Genomic DNA, 21,350 nt, shown 5'->3' with positions numbered 1-21,350 from the left:
GAGCACCCCGTGAAACCTGTTCCCGGCGCCAGTCTGGCGCGTTATCGATGGGCCGTGGCCTCGCGCGTGGGCGCGGCCGCGCTGGGCGGCTATGCCCTGGCGTCGGCCACTGCGGCCTGCCTGGCCGTGTGGCTGCCGCTGGCGCGGCCCGATGCCGTGGTCACCGGCATGCTGTCGGCCTTTGTGGTTTATGCCATCGGCGTTACCTGGGTGTTCGCCACCCGCAACGCCTGGCGCGCCTGGGCCGGCATGCTGATGCCCGCGGTCCTGCTGGCGGCGCTGTGCTGGCTGGGCCGCTCGGCGGGGATGGCATGAGGCCGCCGCAACCGAAGCCGGCGCACGGCGAAGGCCTGCGGCAGGCGATGTCGTGGCTGCACACGTGGGCCGGGCTGGTGTTCGGCTGGCTGCTGTTCGCCATGTTCCTGACCGGCACGCTGGCGTTTTTCCGCCCCGAGATCACCCACTGGATGCAGCCCGAGATGCCGTCGCGCCAGGCCGGCATGCCGGCCGCGCAGGCGGCCGGCGTGGCCCAGCGCTACCTGGCGCAGCACGCGCCCGACGCGACGCGCTGGTTCATCGGCCTGCCCAGCGCGCGCGAGCCGCTGCTGAGCGTGCTGTACCAGGTGCCCAAGCCCGCGCCGGGCGAGCGGGGCTTCAAGCGCGTGAAGCTGGACCCCGCCACGGGGCAGGAACTGAAGGCGCGCGAGACACGCGGCGGAGACTTCCTGTACCGCTTTCACTTCGAGCTGGAAATGGGCTTTCCGTGGGGGCGCTGGCTGGCCTGCATCGCCGGCATGTTCATGCTGGTTGCCATCATCAGCGGGGTGATCACGCACAAGAAGATCTTCGCCGATTTCTTTACTTTCAGGCCCGGCAAGGGCGGCCAGCGGGCCTGGATGGACGGCCATAACGCGCTGTCGGTGCTGGGTCTGCCGTTTCATCTGATGATCACTTTCAGCGGGCTGGTGATCTTCATGGCCATGCTGCTGCCGGCCGGCATCTCGGCGGCCTACGACAACCCGCGCCAGTTCACCAACGACATGTTCCCGGCCTTTGCCCCGGCCCCGGCGGGCAAGGATGCCGCGCCGCTGGTGCCGCTGGGGCAGGTGGTCGAGCAGGCCCAGGCCGAGTGGCAGGGCGGCCGCGCCGGCCGCCTGGTGGTGGCCAATCCCGGCAAGTCGGGCGCGGTGGTGTCGGTGAGCCGCGCCCCCGATGAGCGCATCACCTATGGGCGCGCCGCGCCCAGCCTGCGCTTTGACGGGACCGATGGCAGGCTGCTGGCGCGCCATGACGCCGACAGCGCGGCCATGGTGACGGCCGGCACCATCATCGGCCTGCACCTGGGCCTGTTCGCCGAGCCGATGCTGCGCTGGCTGTATTTCCTGGTCAGCCTGGCCGGCACCGCGATGGTGGGCACCGGGCTGGCGCTGTGGGTGGCCAAGCGCCGCCAGAAGGCCGGCGCGGCCGCGCAGCAGGCGTTCTCGCTGCGGCTGGTCGACGCGCTGAACGCGGGCGCCATCGCCGGCCTGTGCGTGGCCCTGGCCGTCTATTTCTGGGCCAACCGGCTGTTGCCCGCCGAACTGGCCGGCCGCGCCGCCTGGGAAACCCGCGCCTTCTTCATCGCATGGGGCCTGGCGTTCGCGTATGCGTTCCTGTTCCGCGCGCGCATGTGGCCCGACCTGCTGGCGGTGGCCTCCGGCATGGCGCTGGCCCTGCCGGTACTGAACGCGCTGACTACCCAGCGCCACCTGGGCGTGTCGCTGCCCGCGGGCGATTGGGTCATGGCCGGCTTCGACCTGACCGCGCTGGCTTCGGGCGCCTTGCTGGCCTGGATGGCGCACAAGTCCCGCAAGCCGCGCGCGCAATCCGTGCGGCAGCCGGCACGGCCGGCGCGGCCCGCGGCGGCCCTGGAAACCGAGGTGAACCCATGATGAGCACCGCCGCCTTCTGCCTGGCCTACGCCGGCTTCGCCGCTTTGTGCCTGGGCATGGACCGCCACTACGAAGCCGTTTTCGAGCGGGCCCTGCCGCGCCGCCACCGCGCGCCCCTGCGCGCATTCGGCTGGGCCGCGCTGGCCCTGTCGCTGTGGGCCTGCGCGGCAGTGTGGGGGTGGCGCTACGGCACCGTCGAATGGATCGGCATCCTGACCCTGGCGGGCCTGCTGCTGATCTGGTTCGTCAGCTACCGCCCGGGCCCGGCCCTGGCCATCGGCGGCCTCTGCGCCGCGGCTGCGCCCGTGCTGGCCTGGATGTAAGGCCGCTGCCTGGACCGGCGCAGGCCGAGGTGCAGACCCCGCGGGCAGGTGTCTGACTCCCGCAGGGTGTCAGATACCGAGGTATGCGTCGGCTGTCTCGACAGCACGGTGTCTGGCGCCTGCGGAGCCAGGCACCCGGCGGTACTAGCCGACAGCAGCTGATCTTCGCCTTATTGGCGGGCTTTCTTGTCGTGCTATTTTTTGTATGCAAAAATATATCAACACATACAAAGCGCTTCCCATGCCCATTCCCCAGCAAAGTTCGCAAGCCTACGCCGCCTATAACGAGATCAAGCGCCGCATCTTTTCCGGCGAATTCGCGCCGGGCGCCCGCCTGCGCGAAATCGAGGTGGCGGCTCTGCTCGAACTGGGCCGCACCCCTGTGCGCGAAGCCCTCAAGCGCATCCAGGACGAAGGCCTGCTGCGCCAGGAGCCCGGCCGCGGCCTGGTGGTCACCACCATGGACCAGCAAGAGGTCGGCGAGCTGTACGCCATGCGCGAAGTGCTGGAGTCGGCCGCCGCGGCCCTGGCCGCGCGGCATGCCACCGATGCCGAGATCGCCAATATGCAGGCCATCCTGCAAGAGGGCGGCAGCGATCCCGTGGCGCTGAACCTGCGCTTTCACGACGCCATCTACAGCGCGGCCCACAACCGCCACCTGATCCGCCTGCTGCGTTCCCTGACCGACACCACCTATCTGCTGGGGCGCAGCACCCTCAGTTCGAAGGCGCGCGCCAAGGCGGCCATGCAAGAGCATGCCGATATCGCGGCGGCCATCCGCAGCCGCGATCCCGGGCGGGCCGCCGAAGCGGCGCGCCGGCACATCCACCAGGCTTTGCTGGAACGGCTGAAGATGCTGCGCCAGCGCTGAACCGCGATCCATCCAGTTATTACCCAGGAGACAACCCGCCATGCATTACCTGAAGAGCATCCGCCGCTGTGTACTGGCGGCATGCATGCTGCCGGCGCTGGCCTGCGCGCAGGCCTTTCCCGACAAACCCGTCAAGCTGGTGGTGCCGTTCGCCGCGGGCGGCGGCACCGACAGCATCGCGCGCGACATGGCGCGCACGCTCAGCGAGCGGCTGGGCCAGCCCGTGGTGGTCGAAAACCACGGCGGGGGTGGCGGTTCGATCGGCGCCAACCTGGTGGCGCATGCCGCGCCCGACGGCTATACGCTGCTGTTCGCCACCTCCACCTTCGTGACCAACGCGGCCGCGCAGGCCTCGGCCACTTACGATGTCGAGAAATCGTTCGCGCCCGTGGCCCTGATCGGCCGCGGCCCGCTGCTGGTGGTGACCAACAAGGACCTGGGCGTGAAATCGGTGGCCGAGCTGCGCAAGCGGGCGGCCAGCCAGCCCGACGAGATCAACTTCTGCTCGGCCGGCGCGGGCAGCATCAACCACCTGTCGGGCGAGCTGTTCAAGCAGAAGACGCAGGTGCAGATGACGCACGTGCCCTACAAGGGCAGCGGCCCGGCCACCGTGGATTTGCTGGCCGGCCGCGTGCAGGTGTTCTTCGCCACCGTGCCCACCATGCTGGGCCAGGTGAAAGAAGGCCGCGTGCAGCTGCTGGCGGTCACCAGCCAGCAGCGCTCGCCGCTGTTTCCCGACACGCCCACCATGGCCGAAGCCGGCGTGCCCGATTTCGACATCTCGACCTGGTGGGGCGTTCTGGCGCCGGCCGGCACGCCGCCGCAGGTGGTGCGGCAATTGAACCAGGCCGTCAACGCCGCCGCGGCGGACGACCTGGTGCGCCGGCGCCTGACCAACGAAGGCGCCACCCTGTATCCCGGCAAGCCCGAAGATTTCGGCCGCGCCCTGTCGGTCGAGCTGGCGCTGTGGCGCGGCGTGGTGCGGCAGTCGGGCATCCGGCTCGATTGAAGCGCGTTCTGGAGACTGATCATGTCCGATTCTTTTTATCCTCAGCCGGCGCGCCGCCGCCTGCTGGCCGGCGCCGGCGCCGCGACGCTGCTGGCGGCCTGCGGCCGCGCCGCCCTGGCGCAGGACGCCTATCCCGCGCATCCGCTGATCGTCACCGTGCCGTATGCGCCGGGCGGGCAGGGCGATGTGTTCGCGCGCCTGCTGGGCGACCGGTTGGGCGCGGCATTGAAACAGACCGTGGTGGTCGAGAACCGGCCCGGCGCGTCGGGCACGGTGGGCACCCGCCAGGTGGCGCGCGCCGAGCCCGACGGCTACCACTTGCTGCTGGGCCAGACGGGCGAGATGGCGGTCAATCCGTTCGTGATGCGCAACCTGGGCTACGACCCGCAGCATGATTTCACGGCCGTGGCGCTGGTGGGCGATTCCCCGCTGGTGCTGGTGGTGCCCGCCGCATCGCCGTACGCGGATGTGGCGGCGCTGGTCGAGGCCGCGCGGGCCCGGCCCGACAACATCACTTATGCCTCGTCTGGCACCGCCACGCCCGGCCACCTGGCGGCCGCCGCGCTGGCGCTGGCCACCCGGGCGCGCATGGTGCATGTGCCGTACAAGGGGGCCGGCCAGGCCATGACCGACCTGCTGGGCGGGCATGTGGATTTCTTTTTTTCCAGCGCCTCGGCGGCCATGCCGCATATTTCGGCGGGCAAGCTCAAGGCGCTGGCCGTGTCCACGCCGCAGCGCGTAGCCGCGCTGGCCGAAGTGCCCACCGTGGCCGAACGGGTCGCGCCCGGATTCCAGTTCAGCCTGTGGGGCGGCTATTTCGTGCCGGCCGGCACGCCGGCGCCCATCGTGCAGCGGCTCAACCGGGAAATCAACGCGATACTGGCCGACCCGGCGATCCATGCGCGCTTCGAGGCCGACGGCACTGCGGTGCGGCAGAATTCGCCTGACGAGTTCGCGGCTTTCGTGCGCAGCGAGGCCGACAAATACCGCCGCCTGGTCGAGGCGACCGGCGTGCGCGCAGAAGGTTAATGTCTTTGACTCTCGAGGTATGTCCATGAAGATAGTAGTTTTGCCGGGTGACGGCATCGGCCCCGAAACCATGGCCGTGGCGGTCGACGCGCTGCAGGCGGTATCGCAGCGTTTCGGGCTGGGCCTGCAGCTCGACCACGACCTGGCCGGCCACGACAGCCTGAAGCGGCACGGCGCCACCGTCACGCCGGCGCTGCTGGAAAAAGTCCGCGCGGCCGACGGCCTGATGCTGGGGCCGATGGCCACCTACGATTTCAAGGACGAGGCCAAGGGCGAGATCAACCCGTCCAAGTATTTCCGCAAGAACCTCGACCTGTACGCCAATATCCGCCCGGCCCGCACGTACCGCGGCATGCCGGCGCGCCTGGGCGAGTTCGACCTGGTGGTGGTGCGCGAGAACACCGAGGGCTTCTACGCCGACCGCAACATCGAATCGGGCGGCAGCGAGATGCTGATCACCCCGGACGTGGTGGTGTCGCTGCGCCGCATCACCCGCCAATGCTGCGAGCGCATCGCGCGTTCGGCCTTTGAACTGGCGATGACGCGCAAGAAGCACGTCACCGTGGTGCACAAGGCCAACGTGCTGAAACTGGGCGACGGCATGTTCATCGACATGTGCCACCAGGTGGGCAAGGAATTTCCCGAGGTGCGCATCGACGAAGTCATCGTGGACGCGATGATGGCGCACGTGGTGCGCGCGCCCGATCGCTACGACGTGATCGTCACCACCAACATGTTCGGCGACATCCTGTCGGACCTGACCGCGGAACTGTCGGGCAGCCTGGGCCTGGGCGGCTCGCTGAATGCCGGGCGCGATCATGCCATGGGGCAGGCCGCGCACGGCTCGGCGCCCGACATCGCGGGCCAGGACATCGCCAACCCGGCTTCGCAATTGCTGTCGGCCGCCATGCTGCTGAACTGGTACGGCCAGCGCAAGGGCGGGCGCAAGTTCCTGGATGCCGGCGCGGCCATCGAGCGGGCCATTGCCGCCACCATCGAGGCCGGCCAGTGCACGCGCGACGTGGGCGGCAGCCTGGGCACGCGCGCGGCCGGCCAGGCCGTTCTGGCGCATTTGCAGGCGGCCTGAGCATGTCCATGCCCGCCTTGCCCGCCGGGGCCTGCGACTGCCACGTGCACGTCATCGGCGACCCGGCCCGCTACCCGATGGCGGCCGGCCGCCACTACACGCCGGGCCCGGCCACGCCGCAGGACTTGCGGCGCCACATGGCGGGCCTGGGGTTGCAGCGCGCGGTGATCGTGCAGCCCAGTGTGTACGGCACCGACAACCGCTGCCTGCTCGACGGGCTGCGCGCGCTGGATGGCGCGGGCCGCGGCGTGGCCGTGCTGGATGCCGCGGCGCCGGCGGCCATGCTGCAGGCGCTGCATGCGCAGGGCGTGCGGGGGCTGCGCATCAATCTGGAGAGCGCGGGCCTGAGCGATGCGCAGTCGATCCGCGATGAACTGGACGCCTGGGGCCGGCGGCTGGCGCCGCTGGGCTGGCACTTGCAGGTCTATGCTTCGCTGGACGCCATTGCCGCGGCCGCGCCGGCGCTGGCGGGCCTGCCGGTACCGGTGGTGCTGGACCATTTCGCCATGATTCCGGCCGGCGCGGCGCCGCGGGATCCGCGCGTGCAAACCGTGCTGAGCCTGGTGGCGCGGGGCGCGGCCTACGTGAAGTTGTCGGCGCCGTATCGCATCGATGCGCCGGGCGCGGCGCCCGAGGCGGTGGCCGCGCTGGCGGCGGCCTTCATCGGCAGCAATCCCGAGCGCATTCTGTGGGCCAGCGACTGGCCGCACACCAACCGCGAGCCGGGCAGGGCCGCCCACGAGACCAGCGCCTACCGGACGGTGGGCAGCGGGCGGCTGGCCCAGGGCATCGGCGCCTGGCTGCCCGAGGCCGTGCGCGCGCGCGTGCTGGTCGATAATCCGGCCCGCCTGTACGGGTTCTAGGCACGGCGGCCGGGCGCCCGCCGCGCGGCGACGCGCTACACTGCGGACTTCTCCGCAAACCGCTGTCGCCCCCGTCCATGAGTACCCGCGTCCTTACCGGCATCACCACGTCCGGCACCCCCCATCTTGGCAACTACGCCGGCGCCATCCGCCCGGCCATTACCGCCAGCACGCAGTCCGGCACCGACGCGTTCTATTTCATGGCCGATTACCATGCGCTGATCAAGTGCGACGATCCGGCCCGCGTGGCGCGCTCGCGGCTCGAGATCGCCGCCACCTGGCTGGCGGGCGGGCTGGACCCCGAACGCGTCACCTTCTACCGGCAATCGGACATTCCCGAGATTCCCGAGCTGTGCTGGCTGCTGACCTGCGTGACCGCCAAGGGCCTGATGAACCGGGCGCATGCCTACAAGGCTTCGGTGGACCAGAACACTGCCAAGGGCGTCGATCCCGATGACGGCATCAACATGGGCCTGTTCTCGTACCCGATCCTGATGGCCGCCGACATCCTGATGTTCAACGCGCACAAGGTGCCGGTGGGCCGCGACCAGATCCAGCACCTGGAAATGGCCCGCGACATCGCGCAGCGCTTCAATCATCTGTACGGGCGCGACTATTTCGTGCTGCCCGAAGTGGTCATCGAAGAAGAAGTGGCCACCCTGCCGGGCCTGGACGGGCGCAAGATGTCCAAGAGCTACAACAACACCATCCCGCTGTTCGAGGGCGGCGCCGCCGCGCTGCGCGCCGCGGTGATGCGCATCGTGACCGATTCGCGCCAGCCGGGCGAGCCCAAGGATGCCGAGGCTTCGCACCTGTATACCATCTACCGCGCGTTCGCCACGCCCGCCGAGTCGGCGGCGTTCCGCGCGCAGCTCGAGGGCGGCATGGGCTGGGGCGACGCCAAGCAGGCCCTGTGCGACCGCCTCGAGCGCGATCTCGCGCCAATGCGCGAACGCTACCAGGAACTGATGGCCAACCCGGGGCGCATCGAAGACATCCTGCAGGCGGGCGCGAAAAAGGCGCGCAAGCTGGCCGTTCCGTTCATGGAAGAACTGCGCCAGGCGGTGGGTCTGCGCGCCGCCGCGGCGCCGGCCAAGGCAGCGGCCAAGAAGGGCGGCAAGGCCGCGCGCTTCGTCAGCTTCCGCGACGACGACGGCACATTCCGTTTCCGCCTGCTGGGCGCCGACGGCCAGGAACTGCTGCGCTCGCGCGGCTTCGCCAATCCGAAGGAAGCCGGCGCCTTGCTGCAGCGCCTGCAGGCGCAGGGCGGGCAAGACTTCCTGCAGGCCGATGGCCTGGCCTATGCGGCCGTGCTGGACGGCGAAGCCGTGGCGCAAGGCCCCCAGGCCGCCGACGCGGCGCAGCGCGACGCGCTACTGACGCAGGCGCGCCAGGCGCTGGCCTCGCTGGCGGGCTGAGCCGCCGCGCGGCTAGCGCACGCCGGCCGCCACGATGCGGCCGTCCTGCACCTGAAAGCGGGGAATATTGCCCTGGCCGGCAATTTCCAGCGTGTCGCCTTCGGCGTAGCCGGTGACGTTCGGGCAATCCAGCCATTCCGGGTTGATGAACGGAAAGTACTTCAGCGTTCCGCTGCCCTGGCTGGCGAATTCAAAGGTCGTATTGGCCACCACTTCCGGATCCCACTGGCTGGCGTCGAACACTATCGAGCACTGCGCACCGATGCGATAGACGATGCTGGCGCCCATGCTGGCAAAGCCCAGCGCGCCCACGTGCAGGCTGGCGCCATTGGCCAGTTCGATCACGCGCGAGCCCAGGCGTTCGAGGGTGATCTGCTTGAACGACACGTGCACGCCATCCAGGATCAAGTGCGCATACTGGCCCAGCGTGACGTCGCCATACGCCGCTGTGGGGCTGACGTTCTGGTCGTTGAGGGTCTGCGTCGCGTTGGCGGCGAGCGCAAGGGTAGTGCTTCGCATGGCGAAAGAATCTCCGGCAGGGACGGCGCAGTCGGGGGAAAACGGCATGACGTGACCGACGCGTGCGCCCATCGCCAGAACCACGGTTTTCATCCACAAGCGGATGCCCTGGGGGGCAGGGAAATCCGTTTTTATTGTTTTGATACAACTTGATATTTTCCCTTAATTTATCGCACTGCGCTCGTGTTTTTTGTGGCAGCGCGCTTAGGGATTAACCCGTATCCTGGCGTGTCATGCGCCAGGCGGCCGCGGCCGCGGCCAGTTGCACCGTGCCGCCGGCCAGCATGGCCAGCCGCAGCCCGTCCACCCCGCCGCCCGCCAGTGCATACAGCGATCCGGACAGCGCCACTCCCAGTGTGGCGCCCACCATGCGCGCCACATTGACCAGGGCGCTGGCCGTGCCGGCGCGAATGGCCGGCACGGCGCTTACGGCGCAGTCCATCAGCGGGCCGGTGGCCAGCCCCATGCCCAGGCCGGTCAATGCCAGGCCGGCCATGGCCGGCGCCAGCCGGGCCGGGGCCGCGCCCAGGCCGATCAGCCACAGGCCCGTGCCGATGACCGCCACGCCGCCGGCCATCATGGCGCGGCGGCCCAGTGCGCCCGACCAGGGCGACACCAGGACAAACACCAGCGCCATCGGCATCAGCGCCACGCCGGCCTGCACGGCGGTGAAGCGCCCGCTGTCCTGCCAGGCAAGGGGCAGCAGGAACAGGGCGCCGTACATGCCGAATGTCATGGCGGCGGTGGCGCCCAGCGCGCCGCGGAAGGCCGCCGGGCGGAACAGTTGCAGCGGCACCAGCGCCGCCGGACCGGCGCGTCTTTCGATGCGGATGAATCCGGCGATGGCCGTTGCCGCCGCCGCGCCCGCGACCATGGCCAGCCCGGGGGCCGCATGGATTTCAATGCCCGCCAGGGCCAGCGCGGCCAGCGCCGCAGCCCCCAGCGCCTGCGCGCCCGGGTCCCAGCGGCGCCCGCGCGGGTCGGCCGATTCCGGCAGGGCGCGCCAGGCCAGCGCCATGGCGGCCAGGCCGAGCGGGATCACGGCCAGGAAGATGCCGCGCCACCCGTAGCCTTGCATCAGCAGGCCGCCCAGCGTGGGGCCGACGGCCAGCGCCAGGCCGTTGCAGGCGGCCCAGATGCCCAGCACGCGGCCGCGCGCGGCGGGGTCCGGCCAGCCTACCCGGATCAGGGCCAGCGACGCGGGGATCAGCAGCGCGGCGCCCAGGCCGGCGCAGGCCCGCGCGGCCACCAGCGCCGCTACCGACGGCGCCAGCGCGCAGCCCAGCGATGCCGCGCTGAAGACGCCCGCGCCCAGCAGGAAGACGCGGCGCCGCCCCCACAGGTCGGCCAGCAGGCCGCCGGTGAGCAGCAGGGCGGCATAGGTAAGGTTGTAGCTGTCGATGACCCACTGCAACGCCCGCACGCCGGCATGGAAGTGCAGGCCGATGGCGCGCGTGGCCAGGTTGACCACCGCCGTGTCGACCTGCGCCACCAGCACCGCCAGGCACAGGGCGGCCAGCGCCAGCCCCTGGCGGCGCGGTACTGTCGGCGCCGGGCGCGCGGCCAGCAGTTCTTCTGTCATGGATACATTTCCTGTTGCGTCGGAGACATTGTGGGGGCCGCCCGGTGCGCGATGTTTCGTCCGCTATCGAAGCGTGCGGCGCTAACATGCCGGTAGAGTCCAGGCCATGACAGGGAGCGCCGCATGACTTACCAGCCCGGCTTTGCCGCCACCGCTTTTTTGTTGGCCGATCACGCGCGTGCCGCGATGCTGGCGGCGCTGCTCGACGGCCGCGCGCTGCCGGCCGGCGAACTGGCGCGCGCCGCGGGCGTGACGGCGCAGACGGCCAGCGCACACTTGGCCAAGATGCTGGAAGGCGGCCTGCTCGACGTGGAAACCGAAGGGCGCCATCGCTATTACCGCCTGGCGGGCGCGCACATCGCCCAGATGCTCGAAGGCCTGGCGGTGATCCAGCCCGAGGCGCAGGCCGCGCGCCGTCCGGCGCTGAGCCCGCAGGCGCGCGAATTCCGTTTCTGCCGGCGCTGCTACGACCATCTGGCGGGGCAGTTGGGGGTGGCGGTGACCCAGGCGCTGCAGGAACAAGGCTACCTGGCGGCCGCGCCCGACAAACAGTTCGATGTGACAGAAGCCGGCGCCGCCTGGTTTGCCGGCATCGGCCTCGACGTGGACGCGCTGGTTCCCACGCGGCGCGGGCTGGCGCGCCAGTGCCTGGACTGCACCGAACGGCGCCACCATCTGGCGGGCCCGCTGGGCGTGGCTTTGCTGGCCGTGATGTGCGAACAGGAATGGCTGCGCCGGGATCCCCGCTCGCGCGCGATCCGCGTCACGCCGCGCGGCTGGGAATGGCTGGACAGGCAGTTGGGCATCAGACCGCCGGCCCTGCCGCTGGCGGCATAGCGCGGCCCGGCCGCAACTTCTACCGGCCGGCGCAAGTTTTGCGGCAGGGGCGCCGCGAGGCGGGCGGCGATGCGTGGGGAATTACGGTTTCCCGCCCTGCAGTTCCGGCGTGTTGCCGGCGCTTTCGTGCACCTGCAGGCGGTCGTCCACACGCTGCACGCCCGCCATGGCGGCCACGGCCGCCAGCAGGGCGCCGTGCTCGGCCGCCAGGATATGGCCGTCCAGGGTGATGTCGCCCGCGGTGGCGGCCACGGTGACCGCCCCGGGATGGCTGACCAGGCGGCCCAATTGCGCGCGCACCCGTTCGGTCAGCTGGCGGTCGCTGGAGGGCGGCTCGTCCAGGCCCAATCCGTGGCGGGCGCCGGCTGTCCAGCCGCGCACCTGGTCGGCGGCCTGCTTGCCCTCGGACAGCAGGCAGTCGGCCGCGTCATTGCGCAGCGCGCCGAGTTTGTCGCACAGCAGGGCGCGGCGGCGGCGTCCCATCTGCGGATCGAAGTAGTACATGGCCGTGGCGCCCAGCGCCAGCGTGGCAAGGCGATTCAGGATAGTCACTGGTGTCCTCCGCGAGTCAGGCTGTCAAAGCGGCCGCGCCCATGCAGGGGCGGCCGGCAGTGTCGCGCTGCGCAAGCGGCGTGCCCGGCCTGGGCCAGGCGGGTGACATAGCCCAGGTGTCAGGCTCCGCCAGGTGCCTGACACCGCAGTAAGCCGCAGCCGTCTCAGTCGTACGGTGTCCGACACCCTGCGGGAGTCAGACACCTGCAGGACATGCGGTTCAGCGCTTGAGGCGGGCGAAGGCGTCGGCCATGGCGCTGTTGCGCGGCTCGGCGCCGCGGCCGGCATCGGCCTGCGGGCGGCGGCCGGCCGGGCGGGCCGCGCCGCGCGGGGCATCGCCGCCGCCGCGGCGCGCGGGCTGCGCCGTGTCGTTCAGCCGCATGGTCAGCGCCACGCGCTTGCGCGCCGCATCCACTTCCAGCACCTTGACCGTTACCGTCTGCCCCACGCGCACCACGTCGCGCGGGTCTTTGACGAACTTTTCCGCCAGCGCCGAAATGTGCACCAGGCCGTCCTGGTGCACGCCGATATCGACAAAGGCCCCGAAATTGGCCACGTTGGTGACCACGCCTTCGAGCACCATGCCGGGGTACAGGTCGTTGAGCGTTTCCACGCCGTCTTTGAACTGCGCCGTCTTGAACTCGGGGCGCGGGTCGCGGCCGGGTTTTTCGAGTTCGGCAAAAATGTCGCGCACCGTGGGCAGGCCGAAACGCTCATCGGTGAAGTCGGCCGGAGACACGCCTTTCAGCGCCTCGCGCTGGCCGATGATCTGCTGCACGTCGGCCTTGATCTTGGCGACGATGCGCTCCACCACCGGGTAGGCTTCAGGGTGCACCGCCGAGGCATCCAGCGGGTTTGCGCCATTGGGAATGCGCAGGAAGCCGGCCGCCTGCTCGAAGGCCTTTTCGCCAAAGCGCGGCACCTTGCGCAGCAGATCGCGCGTAGCAAAGGCGCCGTTTTCGTCGCGCCACGAAACAATGTTCTTGGCCAGCAGCGAATTCAGGCCCGACACGCGCGCCAGCAGCGCCGCCGAAGCGGTGTTCACATCCACGCCCACGGCGTTCACGCAGTCTTCCACCACGGCGTCGAGCGAGCGCGCCAGTTCGCGCTGGTTGACGTCGTGCTGGTACTGCCCCACGCCGATGGCCTTGGGATCGATCTTGACCAGTTCGGCCAGCGGGTCCTGCAGGCGGCGGGCAATCGACACGGCGCCGCGCAGCGTGACGTCGAGGTCGGGGAATTCCAGCGCGGCGGTCTCGGAGGCCGAATACACCGATGCGCCGGCTTCGGACACCACGACACGGGTGAGTTTCAGGTCGGGGAACTGGCTCATCATGTCGCCCACCAGCTTTTCGCTTTCGCGCGAGGCCGTGCCGTTGCCGATGGCGATCAGCTCGACCTGGTGGCGCGCCGCCAGCGCGGCCAGCGTGGCGATGGTGCCTTCGCGGTCGCGGCGCGGCTCGAACGGGTACACGGTGGCGGTGTCGACCACCTTGCCGGTGCGGTCGATGACCGCCACCTTGCAGCCGGTGCGGATGCCCGGATCCAGGCCCAGCACGGCCTTGGGGCCGGCCGGCGCGGCCAGCAGCAGGTCTTTCAGGTTGGCGGCGAATACGCGGATGGCCTCGGCTTCGCCGCTTTCGCGCAGGCGGCCGATCAGTTCGCTTTCGAACGCCGTCAGCAGTTTCACGCGCCAGGTCCAGCGGCACACTTCGCCCAGCCAGCGCGCGCGCGGCGCGGCGTCCAGGGCGAACAGGCCGCTGCCCAGTTTCAGGAAGCCGGCGATGCGCGCCACGCACGGATGCGGCGTCTGGGCTTCGAGTTCGGCTTCCAGGCCCAGGCGCAGTTCCAGCACGCCCTGCTGGCGTCCGCGCAGCAGCGCCAGAATGCGGTGCGAGGGCAGGGTGCGCAGCGGCTCGTTGAAATCGAACCAGTCGCGGAAATTGGCGCCTTCGGCTTCCTTGCCTTCGGCCACCTTGGAATACAGCAGGCCGGTGGACCACAGGTGCTCGCGCATGTCGGCCAGCAGGTCGGCGTTTTCCGCGTAGCGTTCGGCCAGGATGTCGCGCGCGCCATCCAGCGCGGCCTTGGCATCGTTGATCGAGGCTTCGGGGTTCAGGTACTGCGCGGCCACGGCGGCCGGATCGCAGGCCGGGTCGGCCAGGATGGCGTCGGCCAGGGGCTCCAGCCCGGCTTCGCGGGCAATCTGCGCGCGAGTGCGGCGCTTGGGCTTGTACGGCGCGTACAAGTCTTCCAGGCGCTGCTTGGTGTCGGCCGTGGCAATTTCCTGTTGCAGCTCGGGCGTCAGCTTGCCTTGCTGCGTGATCGATTCGAGGATCGCGCCGCGCCGTTCTTCGAGTTCGCGCAGGTAGCCCAGGCGGACTTCCAGGTTGCGCAGCACGGTGTCGTCGAGCCCGCCGGTGGCTTCTTTGCGGTAGCGCGCAATGAACGGCACCGTGGCGCCGTCGTCGAGCAGTTCGACGGCGGCGGCCACTTGCGACGGGCGGCTGCCGAGCTCGGTGGCAAGCTGGGCAAGGATGCGGGCGTGGTCGACGCTGGGCGCAGTGCTCGTGGAGGCGGAAGTGTCAGGCATCTGGATACGGCGACAAAGGGAAAACAAGGGGCGGATTTTGCCACAAGGCGGCGCCGGTCCATCCGGCGCTGCGCTATTTTAGGCATGGCGGGGCCGGGCGTCCGGAGTATCATTTGGGCCACTTCACCGCCTGCCCCCTTGATGCTGGACCTGGATATTTCCGAATTTTTCGCCGCCGAAGGCCCGCTGGCCGCGGCGCTGCCGGGCTACACGCCGCGGCCGGCCCAGGTCGAACTGGCACAGGCCATCGGCCGCGCCATCACCGACCGCGCCACGCTGGTGGCCGAGGCCGGCACCGGCATCGGCAAGACCTGGGCATACCTGGTGCCGGCTTTCGTGGCGGGCGGCAAGGTGGTCATCTCGACCGGCACGCGCACGCTGCAAGACCAGCTCTACGCGCGCGACCTGCCGCGCGTGCGTGCGGCGCTGGCCGCGCCGGTGACCGCCGCCCTGCTCAAGGGGCGCGCCAACTACGTGTGCCACTATCACCTCGACCGCCTGCAGGGCGACGAGCGCGCGCTCAAGTCGCGCACTGAAATATCGCAGCTGCGGCAGATCCAGGTGTTCGCCGGTATTTCCAAGACGGGCGACCGCGCCGACCTGGGCAAGATTCCCGAAGACGCCGACATCTGGCAGCGGGTCACGTCCACCCGCGAGAACTGCCTGGGGCAGGACTGTCCGCGCATCCGCGACTGTTTCGTGCTGAAGGCGCGCCGGCAGGCCCAGGAGGCCGACGTGGTGGTGGTGAACCATGCACTGTTCATGGCCGACCTGGTGCTGCGCGAAGAGGGCGTCACCGACCTGCTGCCCGAGGCCGACACGGTGATCTTCGACGAAGCCCACCAGCTGCCCGATACCGCCACGCGCTTTCTGGGCAGCAGCGTATCCACCCACCAGCTGCTGGATTTCGGCCGCGCGCTCGAAGCCGCCGGCCTGGCCTACGCGCGCGAAGCCGCCAAATGGAGCGAGGTCAGCCGGCAGGTCGAGACCGCCGCGCGCGAACTGCGCCTGGCCTGCGCGCCGCTGGACCAGCTGCCCGGGCGCAAGGCCACGTTCGAGGCCATGCCCGACGCGGCGCAGTTCGATGCCGCGCTGGCGGCGCTGCGCCAGGCCGTCGACGCGGCCACGCGGACGCTGGGCGCGGTGGCCGAAAAGCACCCCGACCTGGCGGCGGCCGCGCGCGGCGGGGCCGAGATTTCATTGCGCCTGGCGCGCTGGGCCCTGCCCGCCCGCGACGGGGCCGCCACACAAGACGACGAGGGCTGGGGCCGCGATACCCACGCCCTGACGCAGCCCGCCGACGACGGCCTCGCCGTGCCCCAGGCGGTGCTGCAGGGCCTGGCGGCGGCTACCGATTACACCGGCCCCGCGGTGCGCTGGGTCGAGCACGGCCAGCATCACGTGCGGCTGCATTCGGCGCCCCTGTCGGTGGCGCAGGCGTTCTCGCGGTTCCGCAAGCCGGGCCAGGCGTGGATTCTGACTTCCGCCACCTTGTCGGTGCATGGCGATTTCAAGCATTACACCAGCCAGCTGGGGCTGGACGATGCGCGCACCGGGCGCTGGGAATCGCCCTTCGACTACACCGGCCAGGGCCTGCTGTTCGTGCCGCGCGATATGCCCGAGCCGCAGTCGCCGCGTTTTGCCGAGCGCTTCGTGCAGACGCTGATGCCGCTGCTCGAGGCCAGCCCCGGCGGGGCGCTGGTGCTGTGCACCACCTTGCGCGCCGTCGACCGCGTGGCCGGCCTGCTGGCCGACGCCTTCGACGACCAGGGCCACGAATGGCCGCTGCTCAAGCAGGGCGACGCCACGCGGCGCGATCTGCTCGAACGTTTCTGCAAGCTCGACCATCCGGTGCTGGTGGGCAGCGCGAGTTTCTGGGAAGGCATCGACCTGCCGGGCGATGTGCTGACGCTGGTGGCGATCGACAAGCTGCCGTTCGCGCCGCCCGACGACCCCGTCATCGAGGCGCGCCTGCGGGCCTGCAGGGTGCGCGGCGGCAACCCGTTCGCCGAATACCAGCTGCCCGAGGCCGCGATTTCGCTGAAGCAGGGCGCGGGCCGGCTGATCCGCACCGAAAGCGACTGGGGCGTGCTGATGGTGGGCGATGCCAGGCTGGTCGAAAAACCCTACGGCAAGCGCCTGTGGCGCGGGCTGCCGCCGTTTTCGCGCACCCGCGACCTGAACGAGGTGCTGGCGTTCTACGCCCGGCGCCAGCAAGAGGCCGGCTGAAATGCATCGTGCCGCCCGGAGGCGGCACGATGCATGCGATGGATTATTTCCACGAGAACGGGTTCCACCAGCTTTTGTCCGTAAGCAGCGTCTGCTCGGTCATGGTGCTGTCGGGGTAGTTGGTTTTCAGCACGCGCTCGGCATCGTTCTTCAGGTCGGTCATGCCCAGCTTGTTGTACGAGGCCACCATGATCACCAGAGCCTCTTCGGCCGCGGGCACGCCTTCGAAGTCGGTGATCACCGTCTGGGCGCGGTTGGCCGCGGCCACATAGGCGCCGCGTTCGTAGTAGTAGCGCGCTACGTACACTTCGTTCATGGCGATGGCATTGACCAGCCACGTGACGCGTTTTTCGGCGTCGGGCGTGTACTTGCTGGCCGGATAGCGCTTGATCAGTTCGTTGAACGCGTCGTACGACGCGCGCAGGCCCTTGGGGTCGCGCTCGGCCGGATCCTGGCCGGTGAGGTTGCTCATGAAGGCGCTGGCCGGCGTGAAGTTGATCAGGCCCTTCAGGTACAGCACGTAATCGGTGCCCGGGTGGTTCGGGTACATCTGCTGGAAGCGGTCGATGGCGGCCAGCGCCTGTTCGTTTTCGCCGTCTTTCCAGTTGACGTAGGCCAGGTCGATCAGGGCCTGCTGGGCATACACGCCGAACGGATAGCGGCTTTCGATGGCGGTAAGGCGTTCGCGCGCTTCGCTCCAGGCGCCCGCCGCGGTTTCCGCCTTGGCGTCGGCGTACAGCTGCTCGGCGCTCCAGCCGGCGGTCTTGTCATATTTTGTGTCAGTTCCGCTGCAGCCCGCGGCGGCCAGGGCAACAGACAGCACGACGGCCGCGCGCAGGGGCCATCCGCGGCGAGGGCGTTTCAAGGGGGCGGCAGGGCGGAAAATCACGAGATGGGTGTCCTTGGTGTTAGGATGGCACGCTGAATTATATGATCTGTCTTCATGTCCCATACAGACGCCCCCGTTGCCGATGCCGGCACCGGCTTCGCGGCGGATGACGAACCCCAGTTCATCACCGTGCCCGCGGGCACGCGCGCCGACCGCCTCGATAAAGTCCTGGCCGCCCTGCTCGACGGGCATTCCCGCAGCCGCCTGCAGGGCTGGATCGAGGCCGGCTGGGTGCAGGTCAATGGCGCGCCGGCCAAGGTGCGCCAGGTGGTGGGCCCCGGCGATGTGCTGGCCGTCTGGGAACAGCCGGCCCCCGAAAGCCTGGCCTTCACCCCCGAGCCGGTGGATTTCTCGGTGGTGGCCGAAAGCCCCGACTGGATCGTGGTCGACAAGCCCGCCGGGCTGGTTACCCACCCCGGCGCCGGCAACTGGCATGGCACCCTGCTCAATGGCCTGCTGCACCGCTATCCCGAACTGGCCCGCGTGGCCCGCGCGGGCATCGTGCACCGGCTCGACAAAGACACCTCGGGCCTGATGGTGGTGGCCCGCAACGAACTGGCCCAGACCCACCTGGTGCGCCAGCTGCAGGCGCGCAGCATGGGCCGCGAATACATTGCGCTGGCGCATGGCTGGATGCCCGCCGCCGGCAAGGTCGACCGCCCCATCGGCCGCGATGCGCGCGTGCCGGTGCGCATGAGCGTCGAGCGCCCCATCGCGCCCAAGCCCGCCATTACCCATTATGCGCCGCTGCGCCAGGGCCGCGCGCCAGGCGGGCCGGTGACCGAAGTGGCCTGCCGCCTGGAAACCGGCCGCACCCACCAGATCCGCGTGCACCTGGCCAGCCTGGGCCATCCCCTGCTGGCCGACACGCTGTACGGCGGGCGGCCCACGGCCGGCGCCACGCGCCAGATGCTGCACGCGCGCGCCCTGCATTTCGACGACCCGGGCGGTGGCGGAGCGGCCGCTTTCCGCGCCGATCCGCCCGACGACATGCGCCAGGTACAGGAAGCCCTGCAATGGAATCCGTAATCCACGGCCTGCCCGTCATTACCGGCCCGCAATGGCCGGGCGTGCGCTATTTCTGCACCACGCGCGGCGGCGGCGCCGGGGTGGCCCCGCACGACACGCTCAACCTCGGCCTGCGGGCCGGCGACCAGCCCGGCACCGTGCTGGAAAACCGCCGGCGCGTGCGCGCCGCGGCGCCGTCCGAGCCCCTGTGGCTGCGCCAGGTGCACGGCGCCGACGTAGTCGATGCCGACGGCGCGCTGCCCGACGAGCCCGCCGCCGATGCCAGCGTCACCGCGGCGCCGGGACGGGTGCTGGCCATCATGGTGGCCGATTGCCTGCCGGTGGTCATGGCCGACCTGGACGGCACCGTGGTCGGCGCGGCCCATGCCGGCTGGCGCGGCCTGGCCGGCGGCGTGCTCGAGCGCACGCTCGAGCGCCTGCGCGCCAAGGCGCCCCATGCGCGCGGCTGGCGCGCCTGGGTGGGGCCCGGAATCGGGCCGGAGGCGTTCGAGGTCGGCGCCGACGTGCGCGAGGCCTTTGCGGCCCTGGGGCCCCAGGCCCTGGCCCATTTCGCGCCGCGTCCCGGGCTGGCGGGCAAATGGCTGGCCGACCTGCCGGCCCTGGCGCTGCTGCGGCTGCGGCGTGCCGGCGTGCAAGACGCGCAGGCCTGCGGCCTGTGCACCGTGTCCGACCCGGCGCGTTTTTTCTCGTACCGGCGCGACGGCGTCACGGGCCGCATGGCCCTGCTGGCCTGGCGCGAATAGGGCCGTTGCGCGGCACCGCCGCATCGGCCCGCCAGCGTTGCGTCATGCCGGCCGGGTATCCTTGTATACCCGCATTGACAGTCCCTATGCCGCCATGCACCATCGGGCTGTCCGCGCAGTGATCAACGCCGGGTCCGAGCTCGCAGTCGTCGCCCGCACCCGACCATAATATGGTGTCGAAGTGAACGCCCCTCTTTCTTCTGCATGGCCCGTTCCGGTCAGCGTGGCGCCGGACGCCCTGGCAGACATCCAGGCCGAGTTCTCGCGCGACTGGCTGCGTGTCTGCGATGAATCCCGGCGCGGCGTGCTGGCCGCGCCCGCCGACCGGCGCTTTCGCAGCCAGGCCTGGGCAGCCAGCAGCCAGCACACGTTGCTGGCGCACGCCTACCTGTTGTCGGCCCGCGCGCTGTCGCGCATGGTTGATGCCGCGCAAGTCAGCGAGGCGCTGCGCAACCGGCTGCGCTTTTCCGTCATGCAGTGGGTCGATGCGCTGTCGCCGTCCAACTTCCTGGCGTTCAACCCCGACGCCCAGCAGGCCGCCATCGACACGGCCGGGCGCGCGCTTACCGACGGGCTGGCCAACCTGGCCAACGATCTGCGCAAGGGGCGCATCAGCCAGACCGACGAAAGCCAGTTCGAGATCGGCCGCAACGTGGCCACCACGCCCGGGCACGTCGTCTTCCAGAACCGGCTGTTCCAGCTGATCCAGTACTCGCCGCAAACCGATACCGTATACGAGCGGCCGCTGGTGATCGTGCCGCCCAATATCAACAAGTACTACATCCTGGACCTGCAGCCGGCCAATTCGCTGGTGCGCTATGCGGTCGAACAGGGCCATACGGTATTCATGGTGTCGTGGCGCAACCCGCTGGCGTCCGACAACGACGGCGCCGACACCGCCACCTGGTCGCAATACCTGGACGAGGCCGTGCTCAAGGCGCTGGAGGTCGCCAGCGATATCTCCGGCCAGCCGCAGGTCAACGCACTGGGATTCTGCGTGGGCGGCACCATGCTGGCGTCGGCCCTGGCGCTGGCGCAGGCGCGCGGCCAGCGTCCGGCCGCCTCGCTCACGCTGCTGACGGTGCTGCTCGATTTCCACGACACCGGCGTGCTGCAGGTATTCGTCGACGAGGCCCACGCGCTGATGCGCGACCGCCAGCTGGGGCAGGGCGGGCTGATGCCCGCGCGCGACCTGGCCACCACGTTCTCGTTCCTGCGGCCCAACGAGCTGGTCTGGAACTACGTGGTGGGCAACTACCTGAAAGGCCAGACGCCGCCGGCCTTCGACCTGCTGTTCTGGAACGGCGACAGCACCAACCTGCCCGGGCCTTTTTTCACCTGGTATTTCCGCAACACCTACCTCGAGAACAATCTCAAGGTGCCGGGGCGCGCGCAGGCGGCCGGCCTGGGGCTGGACCTTACGCGCCTGGACATGCCGGCCTACCTGTACGGCTCGCGCGACGACCACATCGTGCCCTGGACTTCGGCCTATGCCTCCACGCAATTGCTGCGCGGGCCGCAGCGGTTCGTGCTGGGGGCGTCCGGACACATCGCGGGCGTCATCAATCCGCCGGCCGCCGGCAAGCGCAGCTATTGGGCCAGCGACGCCGCCGCGCTGCCGGGCGACCCGGGCGCCTGGCTGGAGCAGGCGCAGGAACGCCCGGGCAGCTGGTGGCCCGACTGGTCGGGCTGGCTGGCCGGCCATGCCGGCGCGCGCCGCAAGGCGCCCCAGCGCCCGGGCAATGCGCGCCACCGCCCGCTGCAGCCGGCGCCGGGCAGTTATGTGAAAGTTCGGGCAACCTGAACGGCCTTCGCGGGCCGGCCCGGCAGGCAGTACGCAGCAGTA

19 protein-coding genes are annotated in these 21,350 nt (G+C 70.2%); 14 read left to right on the top strand and 5 right to left on the bottom strand.

The genetic code is table 11. The features are described from left to right. The first annotated feature begins 9 nt into the window (after window positions 1–9). From J2P76_RS03020 to J2P76_RS02980, 9 genes are all read left to right on the top strand, one after another. Entirely contained in the window at window positions 10–315 is a 306-nt protein-coding gene (locus tag J2P76_RS03020) for a DUF3649 domain-containing protein (RefSeq protein ID WP_431603376.1), read from the top strand. Beyond that, window positions 312–1,931 carry a PepSY-associated TM helix domain-containing protein gene (locus tag J2P76_RS03015; RefSeq protein ID WP_207404377.1) on the top strand — a complete coding sequence of 540 codons (1,620 nt, stop codon included), beginning with the start codon at window positions 312–314 and terminating at the stop codon, window positions 1,929–1,931. The genes J2P76_RS03020 and J2P76_RS03015 overlap by 4 nt, the downstream gene beginning before the upstream one ends. Beyond that, the gene (locus J2P76_RS03010; RefSeq protein WP_207404375.1) at window positions 1,928–2,254 is read left to right on the top strand and encodes a DUF3325 domain-containing protein; all 327 of its coding nucleotides are present in this window, start codon (window positions 1,928–1,930) and stop codon (window positions 2,252–2,254) included. The genes J2P76_RS03015 and J2P76_RS03010 overlap by 4 nt, the downstream gene beginning before the upstream one ends. A gap of 241 nt (window positions 2,255–2,495) precedes the next feature. Beyond that, a complete protein-coding gene (locus tag J2P76_RS03005) occupies window positions 2,496–3,125 on the top strand; it encodes a GntR family transcriptional regulator (protein ID WP_207404374.1) in 630 nt (209 codons plus the stop codon). A gap of 40 nt (window positions 3,126–3,165) precedes the next feature. Next, on the top strand, window positions 3,166–4,134 hold the full coding sequence (locus J2P76_RS03000) for a tripartite tricarboxylate transporter substrate binding protein (protein ID WP_242697275.1): 969 nt from the start codon (window positions 3,166–3,168) through the stop codon (window positions 4,132–4,134). 21 nt (window positions 4,135–4,155) lie between these two features. Beyond that, window positions 4,156–5,163, top strand: coding sequence for a Bug family tripartite tricarboxylate transporter substrate binding protein (locus J2P76_RS02995; protein ID WP_207404372.1), 1,008 nt, complete (start codon window positions 4,156–4,158; stop codon window positions 5,161–5,163). A gap of 25 nt (window positions 5,164–5,188) precedes the next feature. Beyond that, window positions 5,189–6,250, top strand: coding sequence for an isocitrate/isopropylmalate dehydrogenase family protein (locus J2P76_RS02990; protein WP_207404371.1), 1,062 nt, complete (start codon window positions 5,189–5,191; stop codon window positions 6,248–6,250). A gap of 8 nt (window positions 6,251–6,258) precedes the next feature. Next, window positions 6,259–7,113, top strand: coding sequence for an amidohydrolase family protein (locus J2P76_RS02985; protein WP_242697274.1), 855 nt, complete (start codon window positions 6,259–6,261; stop codon window positions 7,111–7,113). A gap of 77 nt (window positions 7,114–7,190) precedes the next feature. Further along, on the top strand, window positions 7,191–8,531 hold the full coding sequence (locus J2P76_RS02980) for a tryptophan--tRNA ligase (RefSeq protein ID WP_207404369.1): 1,341 nt from the start codon (window positions 7,191–7,193) through the stop codon (window positions 8,529–8,531). 12 nt (window positions 8,532–8,543) lie between these two features. Here the strand turns inward: J2P76_RS02980 and J2P76_RS02975 are convergent, their stop codons facing one another. Then, window positions 8,544–9,050: a hypothetical protein gene (locus tag J2P76_RS02975; RefSeq protein WP_207404367.1), complete on the bottom strand. Its 507-nt coding sequence runs from the start codon at window positions 9,048–9,050 to the stop codon at window positions 8,544–8,546. A gap of 211 nt (window positions 9,051–9,261) precedes the next feature. Next, window positions 9,262–10,632 carry an MFS transporter gene (locus tag J2P76_RS02970; RefSeq protein WP_207404366.1) on the bottom strand — a complete coding sequence of 457 codons (1,371 nt, stop codon included), beginning with the start codon at window positions 10,630–10,632 and terminating at the stop codon, window positions 9,262–9,264. A 123-nt stretch (window positions 10,633–10,755) separates the two neighbouring features. Between J2P76_RS02970 and J2P76_RS02965 the strand changes: the two genes are divergently transcribed. Continuing rightward, entirely contained in the window at window positions 10,756–11,469 is a 714-nt protein-coding gene (locus tag J2P76_RS02965) for a helix-turn-helix domain-containing protein (protein WP_207404364.1), read from the top strand. Window positions 11,470–11,550: 81 nt separating this feature from the next. Here J2P76_RS02965 and J2P76_RS02960 read toward each other — a convergent pair whose 3' ends face one another. Together J2P76_RS02960 and tex are read right to left on the bottom strand one after the other, a co-directional pair. Continuing rightward, window positions 11,551–12,021 carry a BON domain-containing protein gene (locus J2P76_RS02960; protein WP_207404362.1) on the bottom strand — a complete coding sequence of 157 codons (471 nt, stop codon included), beginning with the start codon at window positions 12,019–12,021 and terminating at the stop codon, window positions 11,551–11,553. A 220-nt stretch (window positions 12,022–12,241) separates the two neighbouring features. Next, window positions 12,242–14,614, bottom strand: coding sequence for an RNA-binding transcriptional accessory protein Tex (tex, locus tag J2P76_RS02955; RefSeq protein WP_207404361.1), 2,373 nt, complete (start codon window positions 14,612–14,614; stop codon window positions 12,242–12,244). A 141-nt stretch (window positions 14,615–14,755) separates the two neighbouring features. Between tex and J2P76_RS02950 the strand changes: the two genes are divergently transcribed. Then, a complete protein-coding gene (locus tag J2P76_RS02950) occupies window positions 14,756–16,843 on the top strand; it encodes an ATP-dependent DNA helicase (protein ID WP_207404359.1) in 2,088 nt (695 codons plus the stop codon). 43 nt (window positions 16,844–16,886) lie between these two features. On the opposite strand, the gene J2P76_RS02945 is transcribed toward J2P76_RS02950, so the two are convergent. Then, a complete protein-coding gene (locus tag J2P76_RS02945; RefSeq protein WP_431603375.1) occupies window positions 16,887–17,732 on the bottom strand; it encodes an outer membrane protein assembly factor BamD in 846 nt (281 codons plus the stop codon). A gap of 54 nt (window positions 17,733–17,786) precedes the next feature. On the opposite strand from J2P76_RS02945, the gene J2P76_RS02940 reads away from it, so the two are divergent. The 3 genes from J2P76_RS02940 to phaC all read left to right on the top strand — a co-directional run bounded on the left by J2P76_RS02940 (window position 17,787) and on the right by phaC (window position 21,308). Continuing rightward, entirely contained in the window at window positions 17,787–18,761 is a 975-nt protein-coding gene (locus J2P76_RS02940) for an RluA family pseudouridine synthase (RefSeq protein WP_207404358.1), read from the top strand. After that, window positions 18,749–19,504 (top strand): peptidoglycan editing factor PgeF, encoded by a 756-nt coding sequence (gene pgeF / locus J2P76_RS02935; protein ID WP_207404356.1) that lies wholly within the window; start codon window positions 18,749–18,751, stop codon window positions 19,502–19,504. The genes J2P76_RS02940 and pgeF overlap by 13 nt, the downstream gene beginning before the upstream one ends. 181 nt (window positions 19,505–19,685) lie before the next feature. Beyond that, entirely contained in the window at window positions 19,686–21,308 is a 1,623-nt protein-coding gene (phaC, locus tag J2P76_RS02930) for a class I poly(R)-hydroxyalkanoic acid synthase (RefSeq protein ID WP_207404355.1), read from the top strand. The last annotated feature ends 42 nt before the right edge of the window (window positions 21,309–21,350 follow it).

The organism is Bordetella petrii (assembly GCF_017356245.1).
Classification (GTDB): Bacteria; Pseudomonadota; Gammaproteobacteria; order Burkholderiales; family Burkholderiaceae_B; genus Bordetella_A; species Bordetella_A petrii_D.
The sequence above is the reverse complement of the archived record's forward strand: the minus strand, read 5'-3'. Positions and strand labels throughout refer to the sequence as shown.